18 protein-coding genes are annotated in these 16,495 nt (G+C 60.9%); 6 read left to right on the top strand and 12 right to left on the bottom strand.

Features of this window, described 5'->3' with window-relative positions; genetic code table 11:
* Nucleotides 1-153 precede the first annotated feature (153 nt).
* Complete coding sequence (locus EKH80_RS22045) at nucleotides 154-936, bottom strand: tRNA threonylcarbamoyladenosine dehydratase (RefSeq protein WP_126686959.1); 783 nt, start codon at nucleotides 934-936, stop codon at nucleotides 154-156.
* 296 nt (nucleotides 937-1,232) lie between these two features.
* On the opposite strand from EKH80_RS22045, the gene EKH80_RS22040 reads away from it, so the two are divergent.
* Nucleotides 1,233-1,622: a cytochrome c gene (locus EKH80_RS22040; RefSeq protein ID WP_126686958.1), complete on the top strand. Its 390-nt coding sequence runs from the start codon at nucleotides 1,233-1,235 to the stop codon at nucleotides 1,620-1,622.
* A 102-nt stretch (nucleotides 1,623-1,724) separates the two neighbouring features.
* Here EKH80_RS22040 and EKH80_RS22035 read toward each other — a convergent pair whose 3' ends face one another.
* The 8 genes from EKH80_RS22035 to EKH80_RS22000 all read right to left on the bottom strand — a co-directional run bounded on the left by EKH80_RS22035 (nucleotide 1,725) and on the right by EKH80_RS22000 (nucleotide 8,075).
* Complete coding sequence (locus tag EKH80_RS22035; RefSeq protein ID WP_126686957.1) at nucleotides 1,725-3,305, bottom strand: glycosyltransferase family 39 protein; 1,581 nt, start codon at nucleotides 3,303-3,305, stop codon at nucleotides 1,725-1,727.
* Between the two features lie 255 nt (nucleotides 3,306-3,560).
* Complete coding sequence (locus tag EKH80_RS22030) at nucleotides 3,561-3,863, bottom strand: Mpo1-like protein (protein WP_126686956.1); 303 nt, start codon at nucleotides 3,861-3,863, stop codon at nucleotides 3,561-3,563.
* A 68-nt stretch (nucleotides 3,864-3,931) separates the two neighbouring features.
* Entirely contained in the window at nucleotides 3,932-4,807 is an 876-nt protein-coding gene (locus tag EKH80_RS22025) for a pirin family protein (RefSeq protein ID WP_126686955.1), read from the bottom strand.
* Between the two features lie 12 nt (nucleotides 4,808-4,819).
* A complete protein-coding gene (locus EKH80_RS22020; RefSeq protein WP_126686954.1) occupies nucleotides 4,820-5,878 on the bottom strand; it encodes an NADH:flavin oxidoreductase/NADH oxidase in 1,059 nt (352 codons plus the stop codon).
* Nucleotides 5,879-5,931: 53 nt separating this feature from the next.
* Complete coding sequence (locus EKH80_RS22015; protein ID WP_126686953.1) at nucleotides 5,932-6,822, bottom strand: alpha/beta hydrolase family protein; 891 nt, start codon at nucleotides 6,820-6,822, stop codon at nucleotides 5,932-5,934.
* Between the two features lie 72 nt (nucleotides 6,823-6,894).
* The gene (locus EKH80_RS22010; protein ID WP_126686952.1) at nucleotides 6,895-7,104 is read right to left on the bottom strand and encodes a cold-shock protein; all 210 of its coding nucleotides are present in this window, start codon (nucleotides 7,102-7,104) and stop codon (nucleotides 6,895-6,897) included.
* 263 nt (nucleotides 7,105-7,367) lie between these two features.
* Entirely contained in the window at nucleotides 7,368-7,580 is a 213-nt protein-coding gene (locus EKH80_RS22005; protein WP_126686951.1) for a cold-shock protein, read from the bottom strand.
* A 285-nt stretch (nucleotides 7,581-7,865) separates the two neighbouring features.
* Complete coding sequence (locus EKH80_RS22000) at nucleotides 7,866-8,075, bottom strand: cold-shock protein (protein WP_038616297.1); 210 nt, start codon at nucleotides 8,073-8,075, stop codon at nucleotides 7,866-7,868.
* Between the two features lie 275 nt (nucleotides 8,076-8,350).
* On the opposite strand from EKH80_RS22000, the gene EKH80_RS21995 reads away from it, so the two are divergent.
* Nucleotides 8,351-8,740: a hypothetical protein gene (locus EKH80_RS21995; RefSeq protein ID WP_126686950.1), complete on the top strand. Its 390-nt coding sequence runs from the start codon at nucleotides 8,351-8,353 to the stop codon at nucleotides 8,738-8,740.
* Here the strand turns inward: EKH80_RS21995 and EKH80_RS21990 are convergent.
* Nucleotides 8,732-9,868, bottom strand: coding sequence for a winged helix-turn-helix domain-containing protein (locus EKH80_RS21990; protein ID WP_230473880.1), 1,137 nt, complete (start codon nucleotides 9,866-9,868; stop codon nucleotides 8,732-8,734). The two genes, EKH80_RS21995 and EKH80_RS21990, sit on opposite strands and share 9 nt — an antisense overlap.
* 286 nt (nucleotides 9,869-10,154) lie before the next feature.
* On the opposite strand from EKH80_RS21990, the gene EKH80_RS21985 reads away from it, so the two are divergent.
* The 3 genes from EKH80_RS21985 (at nucleotide 10,155) to EKH80_RS21975 (ending at nucleotide 13,115) form a co-directional block, all read left to right on the top strand.
* Complete coding sequence (locus tag EKH80_RS21985; RefSeq protein ID WP_126686949.1) at nucleotides 10,155-10,556, top strand: hypothetical protein; 402 nt, start codon at nucleotides 10,155-10,157, stop codon at nucleotides 10,554-10,556.
* Between the two features lie 121 nt (nucleotides 10,557-10,677).
* Nucleotides 10,678-11,748, top strand: coding sequence for a phospholipase A (locus EKH80_RS21980; RefSeq protein ID WP_126686948.1), 1,071 nt, complete (start codon nucleotides 10,678-10,680; stop codon nucleotides 11,746-11,748).
* 242 nt (nucleotides 11,749-11,990) lie between these two features.
* Entirely contained in the window at nucleotides 11,991-13,115 is a 1,125-nt protein-coding gene (locus tag EKH80_RS21975) for an alpha/beta fold hydrolase (protein WP_126686947.1), read from the top strand.
* Between the two features lie 131 nt (nucleotides 13,116-13,246).
* Here EKH80_RS21975 and EKH80_RS21970 read toward each other — a convergent pair whose 3' ends face one another.
* Both EKH80_RS21970 and EKH80_RS21965 read right to left on the bottom strand, forming a co-directional pair.
* On the bottom strand, nucleotides 13,247-14,431 hold the full coding sequence (locus EKH80_RS21970) for an FAD-dependent oxidoreductase (RefSeq protein WP_126686946.1): 1,185 nt from the start codon (nucleotides 14,429-14,431) through the stop codon (nucleotides 13,247-13,249).
* 82 nt (nucleotides 14,432-14,513) lie between these two features.
* Nucleotides 14,514-14,996 (bottom strand): FKBP-type peptidyl-prolyl cis-trans isomerase, encoded by a 483-nt coding sequence (locus tag EKH80_RS21965; protein ID WP_126686945.1) that lies wholly within the window; start codon nucleotides 14,994-14,996, stop codon nucleotides 14,514-14,516.
* A 128-nt stretch (nucleotides 14,997-15,124) separates the two neighbouring features.
* Here EKH80_RS21965 and EKH80_RS21960 point away from each other — a divergent pair, with 128 nt between their 5' ends.
* Nucleotides 15,125-16,495, top strand: a complete 1,371-nt coding sequence (locus tag EKH80_RS21960; RefSeq protein ID WP_126686944.1) for an MATE family efflux transporter — start codon at nucleotides 15,125-15,127, stop codon at nucleotides 16,493-16,495.

The following is a 16,495-nucleotide window of genomic DNA, read 5'->3' as shown; positions in this document are numbered from 1 at the left end:
ACGCGGTTCATCGGCATGGCGGCACCTCCGCTTGAGGGATGCCGCCATGCTCGCCCTACCTCTGCTCACCTACTGAGACTCGACGCTAATCAAGCCCACGGGAGAGGGTTACACCAAGGAGGAGGCATCCGTCCTCCACTCATGGAACAGTCTTCAGCGTTCCAGCAGTTTCTCCATCACCTTCCCTACCGCCGCAAACGCGAACGCGCCGGTAACATGCGTGGCGGCGCCAAGGCCGCCCCCGCAGGCCAGGTTCAATGAATCGCCACCAGGCGGGCGCGTGCCGCACACCGTTCCATCCGGTTGCGGGTACTGCACGTTCTGCAGGGAATACACCGCCGACACGCCGAAGTAGCGATCCGGGTTGCGCGGAAACCCGAAATCCTGGCGAAGCTTCTTGCGGATCAGGCTGAACATCGCATCATGCTCGGTACGCGAAAGGTCGCGCACACGGATCTGCGTGGGATCGGTGCGGCCGCCGGCCGAGCCAACCGTTACCATCGACAGCTTGCGGCGGCGGCACCAGGCGATGGCTTCCAGTTTGACGCGGAATGCGTCGCAGGCATCCAGCACGACGTCATAACCGCGGTCCAGCAATTCATCCAGCGTGGCGGGCGTGAGAAAGCGTTCGATCGCTTCGAGGCGGATCGCCGGATTGATTGCATGCGCACGAGCCGCGATCACGCCCACCTTGGGCTTGCCATACTCGCCATCCAGCGCATGCAACTGCCGGTTGGTGTTGGAAACGCAAACTTCATCCGCATCGATCAACGTCAGTCTTCCCACTCCCGTGCGTGCCAGCGCCTCAGCCGCCCAGGAGCCAACCCCGCCAATGCCAATCACACAGACGTGCTTGTGCGCCAGCTTCCCTAGGCTGCCGGCACCGTACAGCCGCTCGACGCCATCGAAGCGCTCGGAGGGATGCGCATGGCTCATGGACAGCCACCGGCTGCCGTCAATGGACTGCTAGGACTCACGTTGACACCTGGTTGGAGAAGACCTACTCATTTTACCGGCCAAAGGGGCCACCGACAGGCTGTTGAGAAAGAGCCTGTTGGTGCGGGCCATCGACGGCCCGCCGCGAATCAAGTGCTACAAACACTTGCTTGGGCGTAGCCAAGTACCGACCCGTGCCGGACTTGGCGCGTTGAGAAAGGGCAGGAAAGCCGTCTCCCAACATTTGGCTAAGCAACTTGCGCTAGGCTCGGCGTCCACCATCGAGAGGTAAGGCAATGCGTGCAGCGCTCCTGGTCGTGCTGGGTCTGGCCATCGGCATCATCGGCACGGTGTTCACCATGCGTGCCCTGAGCGAACGCAACCCGTTCCCTGAGGCACTGATGGTGACGATAGGCTTTCACCGACATCAGTTGCAGCAGGCCGTAAAAGGGCAACGCTGCGAGGCCAGCGCGAATCTTGACCAGTTGCAGCGCATGCAGATGATCGCCACGGACATCCCGGCCGTCTTTGCGGATGCGCCGCAGCCCTTCAAGGATCTGACCGTCCAATTGCATACCGCCTTGCAGAAGGCCGCTCAGTCGGCACCCGCGGATTGCCCGGCGCTGGCCGCGGCGCTCAAGCCGGTGGACCAGGTCTGCCAGCAATGCCACCAGCAATACCGCTAACTCGCAGGCCTGGATGACGATTTCAACATCGCGCGGCGCGCAGGCATGGCAATGCTGGGCTTTGCAACGTAAGCCTACGATTGCCCCCAAACCCGCGAGCGCTTAGTTCGGCTCCGCTTCCTCGTCGGGCGCAGGAAACATCAGGATGGTGATCTCTTTGCCCTGGGGGATCTCCACCGCAGGCGTACCCAGCGCGGCGATGCGGTTTTTGAAATCCGTGAGTTCTTCGCGTTGGCCCAACGCCGAGCGCCCGTTCACTGCCCAAACGCGACTGCCCTGCCGCCAGCGCAGCAAGGCTTCATCGAGCTGCGAGGTCACCAGCGCGGTGGCGTCGAGCGGCAGCTCGCCTTTGGGCTTGAGCACCGAGAGCATGGTGGGAGCATTCGGATCGGCGGTGAACACGGTATCGCCCGGCCGCACGTTGGCTGCCAGCGTCGCCGCGGCCATGTCCCAGCGCGGCTTGGTCTCCATCCGATAGACCGGCCCCAGGTTCACCACGCCCAGCAGGAACAACAGCGTGGCCGCTATCGCCAGCACGCGCCGCGGCAACAGGTCGGCGCCCAGGCCCACCAGCACGAAGAACGGCGCCGCACTCCACAGCACGTAACGCGGCAACAACACGGACTTGAACAGGGAAATGCCCAGGATCAGCAGCGGCAGTACCAGTACGCTCAGCAGCAGCACGCGCCCTTGGAGCCTTCTATGCATACGGACCACTCCAGCGCACCCGGCCAGCGCCACCATCAAGCCCAGCAAGGGTACGGCGGTGTGCATCAGGTCGAACTTGACTACCGCCAGCATGCGCATCAGATAGACGCTGCCGGCCACCACCCACATGTGCTGCCAGCTCAGCTCGGGAATCCAGTCGAACTTCTGCAACATATGGCCGTCGCTGGCGGCGAAAATCGCAACGTAGAACGGCACCGTGCAGCCGACGATCGCCACAATGCTGCATAGCCAGTTGCGGCGGAACGCAATGCGCGTTTGCGATAAGGGGGCAAGGCTGCGCCAGATCAGCCACAAGGAAAGGTTCGACGCGATCAGCCATGGCATCGCATCGCCAAGCACATCCAGCGCGGCGATGGTGCCCGCTGCGTACGCACCCCATCCCATCCGCTCTGCTTCGGCGCTACGCACGTCGATAGCCGCGCGTAACGGATGTCGTGCAAGCCGCAACAAGCCCCACAAGGCGACCATGATCAACCAGGTGACCAGTGAGTAGGAGCGCGCTTCTTGACCGTACTGCACTTGCAGCGGCGACAGCGCCATCAGCAGCCCCGCGACAATACCCGCGTTGCGAGTGCCGATACGGGACGCAATCACGTACGCCATGCCAGCCGACATCGCTCCGAACAGTGCAGACGGGACACGTAGCCACACATCGCCCGAACCAAAGAAAGCGGACGACAGCCGCAACAACAGGAAATAGGTGGGCATGTGCCGATTGCTGAAGCTGTCGGCGAGCAGTCCGCCCAGGTCCAGGTGAATGCGCTGGAGCGTCAAGGCCTCGTCAAGCCACAGTGGCTGATGGTCGATGCGAAACAGCCGCGCCGCCAGTCCAAGCATCACGATGACCAATAGCCAGATCATGTTCGCGTACGCCGCCGATGACGCACGGCCCGTCAAGGCATGACGGCGATACAGTACGTCCGTGCGTATCGCTGTAGTGATGGTGTCGTTCATGCACTGGCAATCCGCGGCCGCGCCTGGCAGAGGGCAAGCAATGTAACGCGCGTCTCATGCATCTGTTGTCTGGCGTATATGACAGGTTAGTGCACATTCAGCCGAAAAAGCTTGCGAACGTGACTTGCGGCATAGGCCGGATGTGAAGTCACGCAGCACGCGGCAGGTTTGCTGGGACCGGGTGACATCGCATCCCTATGCGTGCTTAACAACGCCTTCAACGATTCATAAGGCTTGCGCGAATTCAGGGGGTCCCTAGATCTTCACCTTGCCCCGCCATATCTCCCAATACATCACCCAATCGCCCATCAGGCTGTATAGCGGATGGCGAAACGTCGCCGGCCGGTTTTTCTCATACGCGAAGTGGCCGATCCAGGCAAACCCGTAACCAACCACCGGCACCAGCCACAGCCATACCAGTTGCTCAGTGCCAAGCGCGAACACCGCGATCAGCAGGACCAGCGAACTGCCGATGAAATGCAGGCGGCGGCAACGCCGATCCCGATGCTCGTTGAGGTAGTAGGGATAGAAATCACGGAAGCTGGCGAAAGCGGACATGACAGGTCTCCACAGCGCTATATGGCTGCCAGCGTATCCCCGCTCTCAGCGATTGCATGCCGCAGGGCTTACGCGGGCAACGGAATGAACTCTTCCTCGTCGCCAAACACCTTGCCAAAACGCTGGGCCGCCCAGTCCGCTTTGGCCTGCTCGATGCGCTCGCGCGAACTGGACACGAAGTTCCACCACAGGTGTCGTTCGCCATCCAGCGGCGCGCCGCCAAACAGCATCAGGCGGCAGGTCCCGTTCGCCCGCACCAGCGGAGCCGGCGCATCGGCCTGCACGGCCATCTGCGCAGCCCCAAGAACAAGGTCGCCCCAGCTGACTTCACCTTCGATCACATGCACCCCTCGCTCGGCATGTTCCTCCGGCAGCGCTATTTCCGCCCCGGCCTCCAACTGGGCCTGGATGAAGAACATCGGTGCGAACACTTTTACCGGCGAAGCACTGCCATAAGCGCTGCCTGCGATCAGCACCAGCTCCGCACCCGGCTGGCGAATGCATGGCAGGCTTTCCGCATCGTGATGATGGAATTCCGGCTCCATTTCTTCATGCGCACGCGGCAGCGCCACCCATACCTGGATACCGTGCATGCGTTGGCCGCTGCGGCGTGCTTCAGGTGGCGTGCGCTCCGAATGGGCAATACCGCGACCGGCTGTCATCCAGTTCACTGCGCCGGGCGTGATGTCGGCCACGCTGCCAAGGCTGTCGCGGTGGCGGATACTGCCCTCGAACAGCCAGGTGACCGTGGCCAGGCCGATATGCGGATGCGGGCGCACGTCCAGGCCCTTGCCAGGCGCGAATTCCGCCGGCCCCATATGGTCGTAGAACACGAATGGTCCAACGTGACGCGCAGTGAGCACCGGCAGCATACGGCGCACGACGAAGCCGTCACCGAGATCGTGCAGACGGCCTTTATCGATCAGGGTCGGCTGGGGAAACACTTGCGAACTCCTTTACCATGCACGTTGATATTGCACTGGCGGCGTGATCGTTGCACCCAGTTCCTGCGCGGCACGACGCGGAAAGTACGGATCGCGCAGGCTGGCGCGGGCAATCAGCACCAGATCCGCCGCGCCGCCGGCGATGATGCCGTCCGCCTGCGCAGGCTCGGTAATCAGCCCTACCGCCCCGGTCGCGATAGCGGCCTCCTGCCGAATACGGGCAGCAAACGGCACCTGGTAGCCCGGACCGAGCGGAATCTTCACATGCGGCACCAGGCCGCCGCTGGAGACGTCAACGAGGTCCACACCCAGTCTGGGCAGCTGGTTCGCCAGGCGTACGCTGTCGTCGATGTTCCAGCCATGATCGCTCCAGTCGGTTGCCGAAATGCGTAGCCACAGCGGCAAGCTGTCAGGCCATACTTCGCGCACGGCGGCGATGACTTCGCGCAGCAGGCGCGTACGATTTTCGAAGCTGCCGCCATATTCATCGGTGCGGCGATTGCTCAGCGGCGACATGAACTGGTGCAGCAGATAACCGTGCGCGCCATGCAGTTCAATCAGCTTGAAGCCAGCCGCTCTGGCGCGCACTGCAGCGGCCCGGAAGTCCGCGATCAGCTTGCGGATGCCGTCGATATCCAGCGCCTGCGGTACCTGCCAATCCTGGTCGAACGCAATTGCCGAAGGCGCCACCGTTTGCCATGCGCCCTGGTCTAAGGGCAACGATCCGCCGCCTTCCCAAGGGCGCCGGGCGCTCGCCTTGCGGCCAGCATGGGCCAGTTGCACGCCTGGAACCGCACCGTGCTCGGCCAGGAAGGCGGCAATGGGACGCCAGGCTTCGAGCTGTACGTCGTTCCAGATGCCGGTGTCATGGCCGGAAATGCGCCCTTGCGGCGAGATGGCGGTGGCTTCCGCGATGACCGCACCGGCACCACCCACGGCACGGCTGCCCAGGTGCACCATGTGCCATGCATTCGGCACGCCATCCTGCGCGGAGTACTGGCACATGGGCGATACCACGATGCGGTTGCGCAGGGTTTGGCTGCGTTGGGTATAGGGCTCGAACAGCTTCATTGCGGCACCGCTATGGCAAACAAGCTCGAAACATGGCGGCGATCGAAGCATGATCAAGTATGCGTGTCGGCGTTCATCCAGACAGCCCACTGCGCAACCAGGCTTGCCGGCGTTTTCATCCAGCCGAAGTGGTCCGCCTTCGGCCCGGCGAGCTGGTCGGGCCTGATGATGGCGGTGCGTTTCGCCGTTTGAGGCATCTTGTCCAATAGCCATGCCAGCGAACGCGATGGCGCAAGCCAGTCATCGCGCAACTGCAAGGCGAATACCGGCGCACGCAGTGCCGCCAGTTGCTGTTCGAAATCCACGCCCATACCGCTTGCGGCGTAACGCCCGCTTCGACCGCTGCGCGACCAGTCCGAAATCACGCCGCGCGCTTCATTGCCGCCGAAACCGATCCGACGTCCTGGCAGATAACCCAGCAGCTTCGACAGCGGCCCCACCACAACAAGTGCAGCGAAAATCAGCGGCGCATACGCAAAGCTGCGCCAATAGGGAGCGCCACTCGCCGCCAACAAAATGCCCGCGATGTCGCTCCGGTGCAGGCTGGCATAGAGGCAGGCCAGCTGCCCGCCGAGACTGTGCCCCCCCATCCAGGGCTTCGCCTGGGGCCAGCACAGGCCTGCTTGGCGCACTCCCGCAGCCAGATCCATCTCCAGCAATTGGCGATAGCCCCAGTCACTGCTTCGGCTTGCACGGCGGTCACTGGAACCCATGCCGCGCCATTCATGCAGGGCGACGGCGAAGCCACGCTCGGCAAAAGTTTCAGCCAAAGGCAGGTAGTGCTTCGCCGCCACACCCAGCGCGGGTAGCCAATAGATCCACTGCTGCACCGGCTCGGCCGGCTGTACGCAGATCAGTTCACTACGTGCACCGTCGGCCGAAGTAACCAGCACCGTAAAGGTGGTCACGGACTGGGCGGAAGCGGGTTCAAGAGACGCTGACATCCCCACAGCTTACCTGGCGGACAAACAAAAAGGCCGGCACCTAGGCCGGCCTTCATTGATGGCGTCAACCACTCACGCCCTGCTTACTTTGTCTGCCTGCAATCCCTTCTGCCCCTGCACCACCTCGAAGACGACCTTTTCGCCTTCCTTCAAACTCCTGAAGCCATCCCCCTGGATAGCACGGAAATGCACGAACACGTCCGGGCCATTGGTGCGGCTGATGAAGCCGAAACCTTTGGCGTCATTGAACCATTTCACTGTGCCACTCTCACGTTCCGACATAAATCACTCCATTTGCGAGCAACCGACTTGATTCAAAGACCAGCCGGCCCACCCGAGCCGGCGGCTTACTGGAATGCTTTAGGCCGGTGGAAGCATGCGGATCAAACGTCGCACTGCGAACGCCTTGCCAAGCAGAACAGTAAACACAGCTTAATCATTTCCGTGAATTAATATGTGATGGAAAATTCACGCGAAAATCGCGAAAAAAACGAAAAAGCCAGGCAATAGGCCTGGCTTTTTCACCCCAGATTAATCCTTGGGATTCAGACCGCTTCGACTTCTTCCGCCTGCAAGCCCTTGGGTCCCTGTTTCACCTGGAATTTGACCTTCTGGCCTTCCTTGAGCGAGCGGAAACCATTGCCCTTGATGGACTTGAAGTGCACAAACAGGTCACCGCCCTTGTCGCTGCTGATGAACCCGTATCCCTTGGCATCGTTAAACCATTTGACTGTGCCAGTTGCTTCCTGATCCGACATGACTTACCCCGTCCTTATCTAGCGCTAACTTTGGAAAACCGCCGCCCACCCGAGCCTGCGGCTACTGGGCATGCCGATAACCCATCGTGCGCCCGGTGCAAAACCATTTGCGAGCACGCATTAGCCGGCCAGCCAGCAGGCAAAGCATAGTGATTTTCGTGAATCAAAATGTGATGGAAAATTCACGCGCGGTATCACATTCGATAATCGCTGCTTTTGCTTTATCCCTAAACACAAAAAAGCCGGACATTGCGCCCGGCTTTTTGAATCGATCTTATCGATTGATTACTGCGGAATCACTTCATCGGCCTGCAGGCCCTTCTGGCCCTGCACCACCTTGAAGCTGACCTTCTGGCCTTCCTGCAGGCTCTTGAAGCCATTGCCCTGGATCGCGCGGAAGTGCACGAATACATCCGGGCCATTGTCGCGGCTGATGAAGCCGAAACCCTTGGCATCGTTGAACCATTTGACGGTACCGATCTGACGATCAGACATGTTGCTCACTCCAAAACTCAAGTTTTCAAACAAAGACTCGACCACCAAGAACGGCGGTCTGCTTACTGGTGTGCAAAGGAAAACCCAAGGGGTGAGCGATGAGGCAGATCGTGATCGGCTGCATCGGGTCACGTGACTCTGGTGACCTAAGGCAAACTCAGTACGCCCATCATACCTGCAATAGCCGCCACTTGCGAATACACGTTCAGCAAGCATGCGCCCAGGCGGTATGCTTAAAGGCATCCGGATTTGTGATGACTTTGTGACGAAACGCCATGAAACAGCGTAATACGGTGATTTATCGCGGCTTTACTGACCTCGGCGTGGTAGCTGCGGCGGCGTTCGGATTGCTTTTGGGCGGTTGCGGCCAAGCGGTCAAAAGGCCGCAAGCGGCTGGTCCTACACCAAAAAACGAGGTGGTTACCGGCATTCCGGCCTGCGATAGCTACCTGGCCAGCTACCTCGCCTGTCACCGCGCCGCCGGCACCTTTCCCCAGGAAGCCCTGCAAACGCATTACCAGGCGATGCGCGATACCTTGCTGCAGGAAGCCAATGACCCTGGCGTGCGCCCGTACCTCGCCAATCGCTGCGTGGGGCTTGCCCAGCAATTGCGCGACACCCTACAGGGCCACGCGTGTACATCGCCGGACGCTACGTCACGCTGACACCTTGCGTCTCCAATAGGCGCGCAGCGCCGGCGCCAAAGTTGCTGGCCGGCATCGCCCGAGCCGAATATCGGGCGTGCCGTGCCAGGCCGCGGTGGAAACAACCGCCTGGGCCACTTCTGCCAGCATGCGTTCACTCGGTGTGATCCCATCTTCGAAATACAGCGCCTTGATCTCGAACAAGCCTTCGGCGCGGTGCGCCTTGGCGTCGAGGCGGCCAATCAATCGTCCGCGATGCAGGATCGGCAGCACGTAATATCCGTAGCGGCGCTTGGCGGCCGGCACGTAGCACTCGATGGTGTAGTCGAAGTCGAACATGGCGCGCACGCGCGCCCGATCCCATACCAGCGGATCGAATGGCGAAAGCAGCGCCGTATGAGTTGCCCTGAGTCGTCCCGCGCAAGCTTTATCAAGCCAGGCAGCATGGTCGCGGTGCACATAGCCGGCGCTGTCCCAGCCGGCTACCTGCAAGCTCAGCAATTCCCCGCTAGCCAGCAGGGGAGCAAGCTCCAACTCGTCCACGGCGGGCTTGAGGCGGAAATAATCGGCGATCCAGCGCGCCTGCGTGATGCCAAGCGCGCGCACGCTGTCGAGAATGAATTGCCGCCGTAACTCGACAGGGGATCGCGCCAACAACGAGCTGTCGAACGGCGGATCGAGCTTGGCAAGCACCCGCTCGGCCAGATCATAGACGCGCTGGAAGCGCTCGCGCCGCGTCACCATCAACTCGCCCGAGGCAAACCATGCTTCAAGCCAGCGCTTTTCCGGCTTCCATTCCCACCAGCCCGAAGCTGCGCGCTCTGCGCGCTCGAAATCGGAAGCGCGCACCGCCCCCGATGTGCGTACGCGTTCGAGCAAGGCATGCATTTCCTTGAGATTGGCGTCGCGCGCACGCGCCGCGTGCTTGTCCGCCCAATGATTGCTTTGCGCCTGGGCGCGCCATGCGCGATGAAAACCGAGGTCGGTTGCGCTGACGAAACAGGCCTCATGCGCCCAGCATTCGGCGATGCGCCCGGCTTCCAACGCTTCCTCCAGCCAGACCTGAGGATAGTCGCCGACGCGCGCATGCAACACCAGGTAAGGACTGCGCGCAACGACATGAATGCTGTCGATTTGCAGCAGACGCATGCGCTGGATCGCGCCGATCACATCGTCACGCTTTGCTCGACGTTTAGGGGCTTGCAGCAACCCTTGTGCTGCCAACTGCAAAGCACGAGCTTGAGAGAGAGTTAGAACGCTCTTCGACACTGAAAGTTCACTCAATGAAGTCCGCCTTCACGCAATGGGTACAGCGCCATTCTGCTGGTATTTACGACCACCTTGCTAAGGTGGATTCCAAGCTTGGCGGGCTGATGTGCACCACGCATCGTGGCCGCTTACACCGGTTCGCACAAGCGTTGCATGGAGCTCCCTGATGAAAACTCTTCGCACTTGTATTTTCGGCACGGGCCTGCTCGTTACGGGTATCGCATCGGCACAAACACAAAGCCAACCGCTACAGCAAGCAACGCCGCCCGCACATAGCGTGATGACAACCTCCCCGAGCCAAAGCACCTACTCCGCAAGCAACAGCGGTGCAAACAGTGCCACGTACAACACGGCACAAGGCCAGGTCACGGTCAAATCCACCATGGGTTCAACGCCGTCCACGGCGTCGCCGCCGTCGTTCGAGCAATTGGCCAACGGCAAGCAATACATCAGCAAGGAAGACGCCAACGCCTATCCGCCGCTCGCCAACGATTTCCTGTACGTGGCGCAAAACGGAAACCGTGTCAGCAAAGCTCAATACGAGCGCTGGGTGAAAAACCTCAACTGAGCGAGTCCCCCGCATCCTGTTCGAACTGTGCCGGCCGTCCTCGGACGGCCGGCCTTTTTGCTGCGCACGCGGATGGCTAGACTTGCCGGGGGTAGCGCATAAGGCCCCTGGAGGAACAAGCATGAAAACTTGGTCCGGCGTTTTGCTGGCCGGCGTGAGCGCCAGCCTTGCGGTATTGCCTTTGCACGCGCAAAACGTCGATCCTGCCGACGTCAAGGCATGCACCGGCATCAGGAACGACGCACAGCGGCTGGCCTGCTATGACCGCGCGTCCGGGCGCAACCGGCTGCCGGTTGCGCCAAAGCAAGCCACGCCGCCTGAGTCCGTCGGATTCCAGCATGAGCCTGCAACGGCTGGTTCCGAAAATGTGCCCCCGTCGCTTTCGCTGCTGGACCGCCGCTGGGAGCTTTCCCCCGATAGCAAGCTTGGCACTTTCAACTTGCGCGGCTACAAGCCGATCTACGTACTGCCGTTGTTTGCCACCACGCACCAAAACAATCTTCCCTATAGCCCGAATGCCAACAATGCAGTGCATACGCCCTTGGGCATGCAGGACGTCGAGGGCAAGTTCCAACTGAGCATGAAAACCAAGGTATGGCAGGGCGTGTTCGGCGATACCGGAGACCTTTGGTTCGGTTACACGCAGGATTCCTACTGGCAGGTTTACAACGCCAAGCACTCGCGTCCGTTCCGCGAGACCGACTACGAACCCGAGGCGATGCTGGTGTTCAACACCGATTACCCCTTGTTCGGCTGGCATGGCCGGCTGCTTGGTATCGGCCTCGATCATGAGTCCAACGGACAATCCGACCCTGAGTCACGCAGTTGGAACCGGGTGATGGCACAGGTCGGATTCGAGCGCGGCAACTGGACGATCATGCTCCGCCCATGGTGGCGCATTCCCGAACCAGCCAAGGATGACAACAACCCGGATATCAGCAACTACGTGGGCCGCGCCGACATGCTGATTATCCACCAATGGCATGGCCAGGAATTCAGCCTGCTGCTGCGCGACTCCCTGCGCGGTGGCAGCCGGCAGCACGGCGCAGGGCACCTTACCTGGAGTTTTCCACTGGCAGGCGGCCTGCGCGGCTATATGGAACTGTTCAAGGGTTACGGCGAAAACATTCTTGATTACAACCACAACGCCACGTATCTGGGCGCGGGCGTCTCGTTGCTGGACTGGTATTGAGGCGGGAGCGCATGGCGCTTCAGCGCCACTACCCAGCTTCCGTCATGGCCGAGAACCCTCAGCTTCACTTAGTGTCGAACCGCGGCAGCAATTTGCCTGGAATGCCAACAATCCATGCGGGATCGAGAAGTTTCTTCGAATACGGGCACGCCGCGTCGGAGAACTCGACTGAAACGGCCTTGCAACGCCGTTTCATTCACCTTTCCGGCTTAAGCCGGCACTGATCAGGCAAATTTTTACATATGATTACATCATCCTATAAATACGTGCTTTCAAATATATCATTTGAAAAAGACAAGGATTTCCCCATGCAACCCGAATCAACCAACACTTTATCGATCAGAAGATTCTTCAAGGCGCCATGGGTCGCATTTGCGATCACCCTGGTCGCACCCTGGCCAGCCGTAATGGCCGCGACCAACCAGACCAACGAGCGTATTTGCCACACTGGCAGCAGGCCAGATAGCAACCCCCAATTATTGGAGAAAACCGTTGAATTACCCTCCCCCAATGGAGGAACTCAACAAGTAGGCTACTATGTCCTGGGGCAAGGGAGCCCGATCTTGCTGATCAATGGCTATCGATCGACGATGTCGGAATGGAACGCCTATTTTTTGGGATCCCTAGCCCAAAAGCACACGGTGATCATTTTTGACAACCCCGGTATAGGTGAGTCACTAGACCCCGCCCTACCCACCACGATTGCCAACATGGCACATAGGGTGGGAAATTTTGTCGACGCACTAAAAAAGCAGTTGAAATTTGACCGTATCGCGGTCATTGGCTGGTCGATGGGTGGAATGGTCGCTCAACGCTATGCGCTGAATGATCCCAACTCCGTCAGCCGGCTGATCTTATTGAGCACAGCACCGTCAGGCGACGAAGCGGAACCCACATCGGCGCATGTACAAGCCATACTCGACGGCAAAGTGCCTCCAGTTTTCGAAAACATCATGAAGGTGCTTTTCCCTCCCGAATGGGCGGAAGTTGAAATCGATGGATGTTTCACGCGAGAGATGTTTCAACCGGCAGGTTATAGCGCAACCGTGTCGGATGCCGTAGGGGCCACCCAGGGACAGGCGTTACAGGCCTGGTGGCAAGACGACATCACCTCGGGAAAGCTCAAGCATTTAACAGTGCCCACCCTTGTCATGGATGGAACACGCGATGAAGTATTAACACTGCACAATTCTGAGACGCTAAAGGAATTGATCCCCAGCGCTCAATTATGGCCCATTCCCGATGGGGGACATGCAGCAATGTATCAATTCCCCGATTTGCTAGCCCGCAAAATGGCTGCATTCATTGATAGTACTGGCTTGGAGCCAAAACCATCACCCTTACAGATTCGGGACGAGCATCACTGAAGGCACGGTTCGATCTCACACGGAGGATTGGAACGCCGCTGGCAAAGGAGTCCCTTGCTGCAGCAAACAAGGCCCGCGCGATGGCACTTCGTCGGCATATTGGACCGCTATTGATGCAGGATGGTGGCGCTTCAGCGCCACCATCCTGCTTTCGTGCCAGTAAGGATCTTCAACATCTGACCGCGCGCCAGCGGCAAACGGCCTAGCGGTCCGAATCCAAGATCGCGCAAGACAGCCAGAGCCCTGCGCTCCGATTGAAACAAGGGCGTCAACCATCGGCTCAGGCGCTGGTAAACCGCCAAATGCGCACGCCGCTTGTGAACGTATGCTTGCAGTGCTTCGTCCACGCTGGAGCTGTCTGCAAGCGTCTGCGCCAGGGCCTCGGCGTCCAGCAATGCCATGTTCACGCCCTGTCCCAGTTGGGGACTCATCGCGTGCGCGGCGTCGCCCAGAAACACCATGCGGCCATGGACCGGCGCACGCATCACGACATCGCGATAGCGAGCTCGATTGAGCTGCCGCGACGAGTCGATGTCCTTCAACTCTACCGATGCCTCGGGCCAAATCGCCGCGGCGCGTTGGCGCACGCGGTCGAATCCGTGCTCGTCGAACGCATCCACCTGATCGCCCGGCAAGCTGAAGTAGAAGGTAAGCCAGCGGCCGGGATGGTCCACGCGTCGCCCCACCGGCAGCATCCCGATCATCTCGCGCGTACCGGCATAGCGCTGCCGCAATTCATGGGGATACGGCCAATCGTCCGCACGAAGCAGACACCACAGCGCGCCCCAGGGATACAAGGTTTCACGCTGCACCAGGCCCGGCACGGAGCGGCGCAGGCGCGAGTGCGCGCCATCGGCAGACACGATCAGATCGAACGGACCATGACGCTCGCCTTGGCTGTCAAGCAGCCAACGCCCGTCGTCAATGAGCTGCTCGATACACACTCCTAAAAGGACGCGATGCGCCTCGGGATAGGCATCGCGCAACAGCGTGAAGAGGCCGCCCCGCGTCATGCCCACGCCGAAGCAGTCCGCGGCGTGCTCGGCATAGCGCATGTCCATCACCATGCGGCCGCGATGATTGCAGCCGTGCAGGCGATCGATGATTTGCCCCTGCTCGAGCGCCGCCTCGTGCAGCCCAAGCCGAACGAGCACACCAAAACCGGTGGGCTGCAGCAGGAAGCCGGCGCCGATTGGCCTGAGCACCGGCGCCTGCTCGAACACGCTTACTTCGTGACCCTGCGCATGCAGCATGAGAGCAGCAGCCTGACCGGCCGTGCCGTAACCGACAATGGCGATGCGCAAGCGTCCTTGCATGTGACGTTCTCCGGCGCCGGCATTAAGCAGCCCTTGACCTATTACCTATTCCAAAGGCTCCTTAACCGCAGGCATGTACCGTTTAGTGGTGATGGCCACCCGGGCCATGCACGTGCCCGTGCGCAAGTTCTTCTTCGCTGGCGGCACGCACGTCGGTCACCTGGATGTCGAAATGCAGGGTCTGGCCGGCAAGTGGATGGTTGCCGTCAATGTGCACGGTATCGCCATCGACCCGGGTAACGGTGACGTGCACCGCGCCCTGCGGACCATGCGCCTGAAACTGCATGCCGGGCTGGATTTCCTCCACCCCCTGAAACGCCTCGCGCGGCACCGCCTGCACTAGTTCCGCCTGATGCACGCCATAACCTTCGGCGGGCGCCACGTCGACCTTGAACTGATCACCTGCCACGCGGCCGGCCATCGCCTTTTCCAGGCCCGGTACGATCTGGCCGCTGCCGTGCAGGTAGGTAAGCGGCTCGCGGCCCTCGGAGCTGTCGATGACCTGGCCCTGGTCGTCGGTAAGGGTGTAATGGAAGGAGGCTACGGAGTTGTCGGCGATCTGCATGGTGGTCTCGCGTAAAAGGATGAGCGCCGACCTTCGCCGACGATGGTAAAGCTGCAAGGGTACCATCTCGCACTGGCTGACTGCCCGAAACAGCGCCAGAATGCCGGTCCGCCGCCCGCGAATCCCCCATGACGACGCTATTGGAAGCCTGGCGCCATCGCCCGACGCACCGACAGGTGTGGGCGCTGGCTACGCCGATGATTCTTTCCAACCTCACCGTTCCGCTGGTCTCCCTGGTGGACAACACGGTGGCCGGCCACCTGCCGCATACGCAGGATCTGGCCGCAGTGACCGTGGGTAGCGCGGTCTACCAACTGCCGGTGTGGAGCTTGGGCTTTCTGCGCATGGGCACCACCGGCTTCACCGCCCAGGCCATGGGCGCGGGCGATGATTCGGCGCTGCGCACGGTGCAGGTGCAAGCATTGCTATTGGCCGCCCTGCTCGGCGTGCTGGCCGCCGCAGGAATGGTGCCGGCCCTGCCCTGGTTGCTCGGCCAGATGCACGCCACCCCCATGATGACCGGCCGTGCCCTCGATTACCTGCATCTGCGCCTGCTCGGACTGCCCGCAGCCTTGCTCAACTACGCTCTGGCGGGGTGGTTCATCGGCACCCAGCGTACGCGCACCACCCTGAGCCTGCTGCTGGTCACCAATCTGGTGAACATCATCTTCAACCTGCTGTTCGTGCTGGGCTTCGGCTGGGGCGTGCCAGGCATAGCATTGGCCTCCGTCGGTGGCGAATGGTGCGGTGCCATCTACGGCCTTTGGCGTGCAAGTCAAGTTGCGGGCCGCCTGGGTGGACAAATTGACTGGACTGCCCTGCGCGGCTGGGAGCACTGGCGGCCGCTGCTGACAGCCAACCGCGATATTTTCCTGCGCACTCTGGCGCTGGAAGCCGTGTTCTTCAGTCAGTCGCTGCTGGGCGCAAGGCTGGGCGATGCCACCGTCGCTGCCAATGCCCTCTTGCTCAATGGCCTGATGCTCGCCGCCTTCTGTCTTGACGGATTCGCCAATGCCGTAGAGGCCCTGTGCGGCCACGCCATCGGCGCCGGGAACGAGCAGGCGCTGCGCCGCGCGCTGGTGGTTTCCGGCGGCTGGGCGCTACTCAGCAGCGCGGTCTATGCCATGTTCTTCACCGTGGCTGGACGCTTCTTCATCGACGTGCAAACCAATCTGCCCGACGTACGCCAAGTGGCCTATACCTTTCTGCCATGGCTGGCGGCATTGCCGCTAGTCGGAGTTTGGAGCTATCTGCTGGATGGCTTGTTCTTCGGCGCCACCCGAGGACGCGAATTGCGCAACAGCATGCTCCTATCTGTCGCCTGCTATGCGCTGCTGATCCGGCTCACGCACGCCCAGAACAACCAGGCGCTATGGCTGGCCTTCATGTCCTTCATGGCCATCCGCGGAGCCAGCTTGACTTGGCTGGGTTTGCGCATACACCGACAGCGTGGCTGGGTGATGCCAGCTACCGTGCCTGGCACCGCTCAGCAATACTAG

The sequence above is a fragment of the Dyella choica genome (genome assembly GCF_003977665.1).
Lineage (GTDB): Bacteria > Pseudomonadota > Gammaproteobacteria > Xanthomonadales > Rhodanobacteraceae > Dyella_B > Dyella_B choica.
Note: the sequence above shows the minus strand (reverse complement) of the source record. Positions and strands in the feature narration are given on the sequence as shown.